The organism is Stenotrophomonas sp. HMWF003 (genome assembly GCF_003061285.1).
Taxonomy (GTDB): Bacteria; Pseudomonadota; Gammaproteobacteria; order Xanthomonadales; family Xanthomonadaceae; genus Stenotrophomonas; species Stenotrophomonas maltophilia_AP.
Genome location: NZ_QAIW01000216.1, coordinates 1 through 8,737, shown reverse-complemented (window position 1 = coordinate 8,737; position 8,737 = coordinate 1). Strand labels below are relative to the sequence as shown.

Genomic DNA, 8,737 nt, shown 5'->3' with positions numbered 1-8,737 from the left:
CGTCGGATTCGATCGACTACGCGGTGATGGAAAAGACCGCCGATGCCGTGGTGGTGGCACTGGATGCCGGCTGGAACGACGTCGGCTCGTGGACGGCACTGCGCGACGTGTCGGCGCAGGATGCCGATGGCAACGCGCACCACGGCGACGTCATCGCGATCGACTGCCACAACACCTATGCCTACGGCGAACGCCTGATCGCGCTGGTCGGCCTGGAGGATGTGATCGTGGTGGAGACCGATGACGCGGTCATGGTCGGCAAGAGCGACCGCATGCAGGAAATCAAACAGGTGGTCGCACGGATCAAGGCCGAAGGTCGCCCCGAGGCGACCTGGCATCGCAAGGTGTACCGCCCGTGGGGCGCCTACGATTCCATCGACCACGGTGAGCGTTTCCAGGTCAAGCGCATCACCGTCAAGCCCGGCGCCACGCTCAGCCTGCAGATGCACCACCACCGCGCCGAGCACTGGATCGTGGTCAGCGGCACGGCCGAAGTCACCCGCGGCGATGACGTGCTGCTGCTGACGGAAAACCAGAGCACCTACATTCCGCTGGGCGTCACCCACCGGTTGAAGAACCCGGGCAAGCTGCCGCTGGAGCTGATCGAAGTGCAGTCGGGCAGTTACCTCGGCGAGGACGATATCGTGCGCTTCGAGGACACCTACGGCCGCGCCTGACCGGCACGCCGCAGACAGAAAAAACCCGGCCAAGGCCGGGTTTTTTTTGCATCCGGACGCGGCGCGCCGTTACAGCTCGGCGATGACCCGCTTCAGGCCCTCCTGCCAGCTGGGCAGGGCAATGCCGAAATCCGACTCCAGCCGGGTCACGTCCAGGCCCGAATAGGCCGGGCGCCTGGCCGGGGTCGGGTACTCGGCGGTGGTGATCGCCTCGACCTTCGGCGCGCGCGCCAGTTTTCCCGCCGCCACCGCCTCGGCGAAGATCGCCTCGGCAAACCCGTGCCAGCTGGTTTCCCCGTTCGCGGTCAGGTGCCATGTGCCGGACAGGCCACCGGGATGCTGCAGCGCCTGGGCGGTGACATCGGCAATCAGCGCCGCCGGGGTCGGCGTGCCGACCTGGTCGGCGACCACGCGCAGCACATCGCGCTCGGCCCCCACACGCAGCATGGTGCGCAGGAAGTTGGCGCTGTGCGAGGCGTACACCCACGCCGTGCGGAAGATCAGGTGACGCCCACCGGCGGCGCGGATCGCCTCCTCGCCGTCCAGCTTGCTGCCACCGTAGGCACCGAGCGGTGCGGTGGCATCCTCTTCGCGGTACGGGCGGCTGCCCTGGCCGTCGAAGACGTAGTCGGTGGAGTAATGCACCAGCGGCACGCCGGCCGCCGCGCACCAGCGTGCAATCACGCCCGGGGCTTCGGCATTGGCGCGCCAGGCGGCATCGCGGTCGTCCTCGGCGCGGTCCACCGCGGTGTAGGCGGCGGCATTGACCACCACGTCGGGGCGAACCCGGTCGAGCAGTGCCGTCAACGACGCGGGCGCGTTGAAGTCGGCCACTTCGCAGGCACTGCCATCGGGCAGCGTGCCACTGCGGGTGGTCACGACCACCTCGCCAAGCGGCGCCAGCGCGCGCCGCAGTTCCTGGCCCAGCTGACCGTTGCCGCCGAACAGCAGCACGGTCACGGCTGGAACACCGGCAGGCGGTCGTCGGCAATGTCCTTCAGGAACGGGGCTGCTTCGTCCTTGGCCGACAGGGTCGGGCCACTGATCGGCCAGTCCACGGCGACGTCGGCATCGTTCCAGCGCACGCCGGCGTCGAAGTCCTTCAGGTACACCTCGGTGCACAGGTAGCTGAAGACCGCACGCTCGCTGAGCACGGCGAAACCGTGCGCGAACCCTTCCGGAATCCAGAACTGCTTCTTGTTGTCGGCGCTCAACACCACCGCTTCCCACTGGCCGAAGGTCGGCGAGCCGCGGCGGATGTCCACGGCCACGTCGTAGACCTCGCCTTCCAGCACGCTGACCAGCTTGCCCTGCGGCCGCGGCCACTGGTAATGCAGGCCACGCAGCACGCCCTTGGCCGAGGTGGACACGTTGCTCTGCACGAACTTCGTGGGCAGGCCATGCTGGCCGAAACGCTCGGCGTTCCAGGTTTCGAAGAAGAAGCCGCGCTCGTCGCCGAACACCGCCGGTTCGATCACCACGCAACCGGGCAGTTTGGTTTCAATGATTTTCACGGAACAACTCCTCGTACCGCCAGGGTGTGCAGGTATTGGCCGTAGCCGTTCTTGATCAGCGGTGCCGCCAGCGCTTCCAGCTGCTCGGCGTTGATCCAGCCCTGGCCGAAGGCGATTTCTTCCGGGCAGCACACCTGCAGGCCCTGACGGGTCTGGATGGTCTCGATGAAGTTGGACGCCTCCAGCAACGACTGGTGGGTGCCGGTGTCCAGCCACGCATAGCCGCGGCCCAGCGCTTCCAGATGCAGGTTGCCCTCGCGCAGGTAGCGCTGGTTGAGGTCGGTGATTTCCAGTTCGCCACGTGGCGACGGCTTCAGTTCGGCGGCGTGGTGGCTGGCGTTGCCGTCGTAGAAGTACAGGCCGGTCACGGCGTAGTTCGAGCGCGGCTTTTCGGGCTTCTCGACCAGGTCGATGACCTTGCCGGCCTTGTCGAACTCGGCCACGCCGTAGCGCTCGGGATCGTTGACCCAGTAGCCGAACACGGTGGCGCCGGTGTCACGCTGGTCGGCGTTGCGCAGCACTTCGCGCAGGCCATGGCCGTGGAAGATGTTGTCGCCCAGCACCAGGCAGCTCGGCTTGCCGTCGACGAAGTCGCGGCCGATCAGGTAGGCCTGCGCCAGCCCGTCCGGGCTCGGCTGCACGGCGTACTCGATGTTCATGCCCCACTGCGAACCGTCGCCCAGCAGGGCCTGGAACAGCGCCTGCTCATGCGGGGTGTTGATGATCAGTACATCGCGGATGCCCGCCAGCATCAGCACGCTGAGCGGGTAGTAGATCATCGGCTTGTCGTAGACCGGCAACAGCTGCTTGCTGACGCCTTTGGTGATCGGGTACAGGCGCGTGCCCGAGCCGCCCGCCAGGATGATGCCCTTGCGTTGAGTCATGCGGTGGTCCTCTGTCTGTGGATGGCCGCCGCTCAGGCGGCGGTGCCGATGCGCTGCAGGCGGTAGCTGCCGTCAAGCACGCCGTTCACCCATTCCTGGTTGTCCAGGTACCAGTCGACCGTGAAGCCGATGCCCTGCTCGAAGGTGTACTTCGGCTCCCAGCCCAGCTGATCCTTCAACTTGCTGGCATCGATCGCGTAGCGGCGGTCATGCCCCGGACGGTCGGCGACGTAGGTGATCTGGCTGCTGCGCGGCTGGCCATCCTCACGCGGGCGGCGGGCATCGAGCAGCGCGCAGATCGCGTGCACCACTTCGATGTTCTCCTTCTCCGAGTTGCCGCCCACGTTGTAGGTCTCGCCCACCTGGCCCTTGGCCAGCACGGTGCGGATCGCCTCGCAGTGGTCGGACACGAACAGCCAGTCGCGCACCTGCTTGCCATCGCCGTACACCGGCAGCGGTTCGCCGGCCAGGGCCTTGGCGATCACCAGCGGGATCAGCTTCTCGGGGAAGTGGTACGGACCGTAGTTGTTGGAGCAGTTGGTGGTCAGCACCGGCAGCCCGTAGGTGTGGTGGAACGCGCGCACCAGGTGGTCCGAGGCCGCCTTGGACGCCGAGTACGGCGAGTTGGGCGCGAACGGGGTCGTTTCGGTGAACTTGCCGGTTTCGCCCAGCGTGCCGTACACCTCGTCGGTGGACACGTGCAGGAAGCGGAACGCCGCGCCCTTGTCGGCCGGCAGCGCCTTCCAGTAGTCGCGCACCGATTCCAGCAGGGCCAGGGTGCCGACCACGTTGGTCTGGATGAACGCACCGGGGCCGTCGATGGAACGGTCGACGTGGCTCTCGGCGGCGAAGTTCACCACCGCATCGGGCTGGTGTTCGGCCAGCAGGCGCGCCACCAGGGAGTGGTCGCCGATGTCGCCGTGCACGAACACGTGGTCCGGGTTGCCCTCCAGCGGGGCCAGGGTCTTCAGGTTGCCCGCGTAAGTCAGCGCATCCAGGTTGATTACCCGCACGCCCTTGGCGACCGCTTCGAGGACAAAGTTACCGCCAATGAATCCGGCTCCGCCGGTGACAAGCCATGTGGGCACTACCTGTTCTCCTGTTATGTGTGCATGGGAGGCGCCAACGGGCGTCCAATTCAGCGCCACAGGATACATTGCAGCCGTCTTCACGACTGCCTGCAGCACGTGAACGGCACGGACTACGTCACGTTTCGTGCGGCACCGCAGCATCACCATACGCATTCGCATGGTTGCCTCCAGCCAGTTAGAATCCGGGTCCCACCCCCGAACCGGTTGCTGTTTCCAGGGCCGGACGTTCCCCCGTTATTCAAGGATTCCGCACCAGATGAAAATCCTCGTCGCGTACAAGCGCGTGGTGGACTACAACGTCCGCATTCAGGTCAAGCCGGACGGTTCCGGCGTGGTCACCGACGGCGTCAAGCTGTCGCCCAACCCCTTTGACGAAATCGCGCTGGAAGAAGCGCTGCGTCTGCGCGACAAGGGCATCGCCACCGAAGTCGTGGTGGCCACCATCGCCCCCGCCGATGCCCAGGCGCACCTGCGCAACGGCCTTGCCATGGGCGCCAACCGCGCCATCCACGTGGTCACCGACCAGGCCATCCAGCCGCTCACCGCCGCGCGCACCCTGCTCAAGCTGGTCGAGAAGGAACAGCCGGACCTGGTGATCCTGGGCAAGCAGGCCATCGACGACGACGCCAACCAGACCGGCCAGATGCTGGCCACGCTGTGGGGCCGCCCGCAGGCGACCTTCGCCAGCAAGCTGGACATCGCCGACGGCAAGGCCACGGTCACCCGTGAAGTCGACGCCGGCCTGGAAACGCTGGAAGTGGACCTGCCGGCCGTGGTCACCACCGACCTGCGCCTGAACGAGCCGCGCTTCATCAAGCTGCCGGACATCATGAAGGCCAAGGCCAAGCCGCTGGAGACCCTGCAGCTGGCCGACCTCGGCGTGGAGGCCGCCGACACCTTCAAGACCACCCAGTACGCCGCGCCGGTCAAGCGCAGCAAGGGCGTGATGGTCAAGGACGCGGCCGAACTGGTCGCCGCACTCAAGCAGAAGGGGTTGCTGTAATGACCAAGATCCTCGTTGTTGCCGAACACCATGACGGCAAGCTCAACGCCGCCACCGCCAAGACCGTCAGTGCAGCCGCCGCCATCAGCGGTGCCAGCATCGACGTGCTGGTGCTGGCCGCCGACCCGGCCGCCGTGGCCGCCGATGCCGCCCAGCTGGCGGGCGTGGCCAAGGTGCTGACCGTGGCCAACCCGGCCAATGCACAGGCACTGGCCCAGGTACTGGCGCCGCAGATCGCCGCGCTGGCCACCGGCTACACCCACGTGTTCGGCCCGTCGACCACCTTCGGCAAGGACCTGATGCCGTGCGTGGCCGCCCTGCTCGGCGTCAACCAGGTGTCCGACCTGATGACCGTCGAAGGCAGCCACACCTTCAAGCGCCCGATCTACGCCGGCAACGCGATCATCACCGTAGAGGTCCCGGCCGACCAGATCGTGGTCGCCACCGTGCGTGCCGCGTCCTGGCCGGAAGCGTCCAAGGGCGGCAGCGCCGCGGTTGAAGCGGCGAGCGTGGAGGCGGCCCTGCCGTCGCACACCCGCTTCATCGGCCTGGCCGCCGGTGCCACCGACCGCCCGGACCTGCAAAGCGCCAAGCGCGTGGTCTCCGGTGGCCGTGGCGTGGGCTCGGAAGAGAACTTCAAGGTGATCTTCCAGCTGGCCGACAAGCTCGGCGCCGCCGTGGGTGCCTCGCGCGCCGCCGTGGATGCCGGCTACGTGCCCAGCGACCTGCAGGTGGGCCAGACCGGCAAGATCATCTCGCCGGAGCTGTACGTGGCCGTCGGCATCAGCGGCGCCATCCAGCACCTGACCGGGATCAAGGATGCCGGCACCATCGTGGCCATCAACAAGGACCCGGATTCGCCGATCTTCGAAATCGCCGACATCGGCCTGGTGGGTGACCTGTTCACGCTGCTGCCGGAACTGGAAGCGGCGCTGTAAATGAGCCACAGCCTGCCCCCGGTGCCGGCCTCGTCGGCCCGCCGGGGGCGTGCTGCCGGTTGGGTCGCGGCCATCGCGGCCGTGTATCTGCTGGCGTTGTGGTACGTCGATCGCGACCGCAACATCGTGTCGCGATTGGCTGAATTGGCCGCTCCGCTGGGTGCCTGTGCCCTGCTGGTGCTGGCCAGCTATGTTGCCCGCTACCAACGGTGGCGCGCGGTGCTGGTGGCGCAAGGCCACCCGCCTGCCCACTGGGCCCTCGGTTTTGCCGCCTATCTGGCCGGCTTTGCGTTTACAGCCTCACCCGGCAAGGCCGGCGAACTGCTGCGCATCCGCTACTTCGCCTGGCAGGGCGTTCCAGCCCGCACCACACTGACCACGTTCATCTTCGAGCGCGCGCTGGACCTGCTGGTCATCACCGTGCTGGCCATCGGCGCAGCGGCGCTGATCCCGCTGTTCGGGCTGCTGGTGGCCATCATCCTGGCCGTCCTGCTGGGTCTGGCGGCGTTGGCCTGTTGGCCGCGGCTTGCCCGGACCGCGGGCGGTCTGATCGACAGGGTGCCGGGCACGCCGATCCGCCGTCTCGGGCACTTCCTGGTGGACGGCGCCGTGGCCCTTGGGCCCCTGCTGCGCCTGCGCCTGCTGCTGCCGGCCAGCGCCTGGGGCGGCGTGGCATGGCTGCTCACAGCAGCGGCCTTTGCCCTGCTGTGCGCGTCCGTGGGGATCGATCTGGCCTGGCCGCTGGCGCTGGGCATCTACCCGCTGGCGATGCTGATCGGTGCCCTGTCCTTCGTGCCTGGCGGCGTCGGCACGACCGAGGCCGCCATCGTGCTGATGCTCGGCGCCAACGGCGTCAGCCCCGACACCGCACTTGCGGTGGCCATCGGCATCCGGCTGGTGAGCCTGTGGCTGGCGGTGCTGGTGGGCATGCTGGCCATGGCGGCGCTGGAACTGAGCGCGCAGCGCCGATCCCCAGCCTGACCCCGCTGCTGCACGGTTTCTACCGGCGGCATCCTTTATCATCCATTTATGATCCGCCGTGGATCCTCGACCCTCAGGCCTTGCCCATGCAGCATACGATTTCGAACCCGGCACGGGCGCTTCTATCGTGACAGCGTCCTCCCGCGCCCTGTGCGTCGACCTTGACGGCACCCTGCTCCGCTCGGACATCCTTTACGAATCGCTGCTGGCCCTGCTGGCGCGAAACCCGTTGTACGTGTTCCTGATCCCGTTCTGGCTGCTCGGCGGCAAGGCCGCCGTGAAGCGCCAGCTGGCGCAGCGCGTGCAGTTGCCTGCCGAGACGCTGCCCTACGACGAGCGCGTGCTGGAGATCCTGCGCACCACCCCCCAGCGCCCGCGCGTGCTGTGCACCGCCTCCGACCAGCTGCTGGTGCAGCCCATCGCCGACCACCTCGGCCTGTTCGAGGAGGTCATCGCCAGCGACGGTCACACCAACCTGTCCGGCCACAACAAGGGCGCCGCCCTGGCCGAACGCTTCGGCGAACGCGGGTTCGACTACATGGGCAATGGCCGGGTGGACCTGCAGGTGTGGGAACGCGCAGGCGGTGCGATCGTGGTCAACAACGGCGACCGGCTGGCACGTGATGCCGCGCGTCATACCGAAGTGCTGGCCCACCTGCCTGCCCAGAACGGCGGCCTGCTCACCTGGATCAAGGCGCTGCGTCTCTACCAGTGGTTGAAGAACCTGTTGGTGCTGGTGCCGCTGCTGACCGCCCATCGCTTCCTGGACCCGATCGCCCTGGTTGATGCCGCCACCGCGTTCCTCGCGTTCGGGCTATGCGCGTCGGGCGTGTACGTGCTCAACGACCTGCTCGACCTCACCCCGGACCGGATGCACGCACGCAAGCGCAAGCGGCCCTTCGCCGCCGGTCGCCTGCCGCTGCTGCACGGCCTGCTGGCGGCGCCGCTGCTGACCGTGGTCGGCTTCGCGCTGGCGCTGCTGTGCAGCCCGGCGTTTGCCGCCGTGCTGTTGTGCTACTACGTGATGACCCTGGGCTATTCGCTCAAGCTCAAGCGCATTGTGATGATCGACGTGGTGCTGCTGGCGGCGTTGTACACGGTGCGCATCATCGGCGGTACCGTGGCGATCGGCTCGGAGCTGTCGTTCTGGCTGCTGGCGTTCTCGATGTTCGTGTTCCTCAGCCTGGCCATGCTCAAGCGTTACACCGAACTGGCCGCCGCGCTGGCCGAGGGCAAGGACCTGGCGATCGGCCGCGGCTACTCGGTGGCCGACCTGCCACTGGTGCAGTCGCTGGGCGCGGCCGCCGGGTACATCGGCGTGCTGGTGTTCGCGCTGTACATCAACAGCCCCGAAAGCCTGGAGCTGTACCGCCATCCCAAGCTGTTGTGGCTGTTGTGCCCGATCCTGCTGTACTGGATCAGCCGCATGTGGATCGTGTCCCACCGGGGCGACATGCACGATGACCCCATCGTGTTCGCCGCCACCGACCGGGTCAGCCAGATCGTGATCGGCCTGGGCGTGGTCATCGTGCTCGCCGCGATATGAGCCTGCAGGCCGGGCAATCGTGGGGGCGATACCCGCGCGTGCAGCAACGGCTGGTGCCGGTACTGGACCGCCACGCCCCGCTGCCGCTGCCCGCCGACGGCAG

At 67.5% G+C, this 8,737-nt stretch carries 9 protein-coding genes; 5 read left to right on the top strand and 4 right to left on the bottom strand.

Translation table 11 applies throughout. The annotated features are described in order from the left end of the window. Positions 1-677, top strand: a 677-nt coding sequence (locus DBR34_RS22445; protein ID WP_258223770.1) for a mannose-1-phosphate guanylyltransferase/mannose-6-phosphate isomerase, incomplete at its 5' end; no start/stop codon positions are given. A 69-nt stretch (positions 678-746) separates the two neighbouring features. Here DBR34_RS22445 and rfbD read toward each other — a convergent pair. From rfbD to rfbB, 4 genes are read right to left on the bottom strand one after another with little or no spacing between them, the layout of a single operon-like run. After that, entirely contained in the window at positions 747-1,637 is an 891-nt protein-coding gene (gene rfbD, locus DBR34_RS08785; protein WP_128096512.1) for a dTDP-4-dehydrorhamnose reductase, read from the bottom strand. Next, positions 1,634-2,191: a dTDP-4-dehydrorhamnose 3,5-epimerase gene (rfbC, locus tag DBR34_RS08780; protein WP_128096511.1), complete on the bottom strand. Its 558-nt coding sequence runs from the start codon at positions 2,189-2,191 to the stop codon at positions 1,634-1,636. Before rfbC ends, rfbD begins: the two co-directional genes overlap by 4 nt. Continuing rightward, positions 2,188-3,075, bottom strand: a complete 888-nt coding sequence (rfbA, locus tag DBR34_RS08775) for a glucose-1-phosphate thymidylyltransferase RfbA (RefSeq protein WP_128096510.1) — start codon at positions 3,073-3,075, stop codon at positions 2,188-2,190. Before rfbA ends, rfbC begins: the two co-directional genes overlap by 4 nt. Positions 3,076-3,107: 32 nt before the next feature. Then, the gene (gene rfbB, locus DBR34_RS08770) at positions 3,108-4,163 is read right to left on the bottom strand and encodes a dTDP-glucose 4,6-dehydratase (protein ID WP_128096509.1); all 1,056 of its coding nucleotides are present in this window, start codon (positions 4,161-4,163) and stop codon (positions 3,108-3,110) included. 259 nt (positions 4,164-4,422) lie between these two features. On the opposite strand from rfbB, the gene DBR34_RS08765 reads away from it, so the two are divergent. From DBR34_RS08765 to DBR34_RS08750, 4 genes are all read left to right on the top strand, one after another. Continuing rightward, positions 4,423-5,169 carry an electron transfer flavoprotein subunit beta/FixA family protein gene (locus DBR34_RS08765; RefSeq protein ID WP_128096508.1) on the top strand — a complete coding sequence of 249 codons (747 nt, stop codon included), beginning with the start codon at positions 4,423-4,425 and terminating at the stop codon, positions 5,167-5,169. Then, positions 5,169-6,107 carry an electron transfer flavoprotein subunit alpha/FixB family protein gene (locus DBR34_RS08760; protein WP_128096507.1) on the top strand — a complete coding sequence of 313 codons (939 nt, stop codon included), beginning with the start codon at positions 5,169-5,171 and terminating at the stop codon, positions 6,105-6,107. Before DBR34_RS08765 ends, DBR34_RS08760 begins: the two co-directional genes overlap by 1 nt. Then, positions 6,108-7,088 (top strand): lysylphosphatidylglycerol synthase transmembrane domain-containing protein, encoded by a 981-nt coding sequence (locus DBR34_RS08755; protein WP_128096506.1) that lies wholly within the window; start codon positions 6,108-6,110, stop codon positions 7,086-7,088. Between the two features lie 148 nt (positions 7,089-7,236). Beyond that, positions 7,237-8,634 (top strand): UbiA family prenyltransferase, encoded by a 1,398-nt coding sequence (locus tag DBR34_RS08750; protein ID WP_128096519.1) that lies wholly within the window; start codon positions 7,237-7,239, stop codon positions 8,632-8,634. Positions 8,635-8,737: the final 103 nt, after the last annotated feature.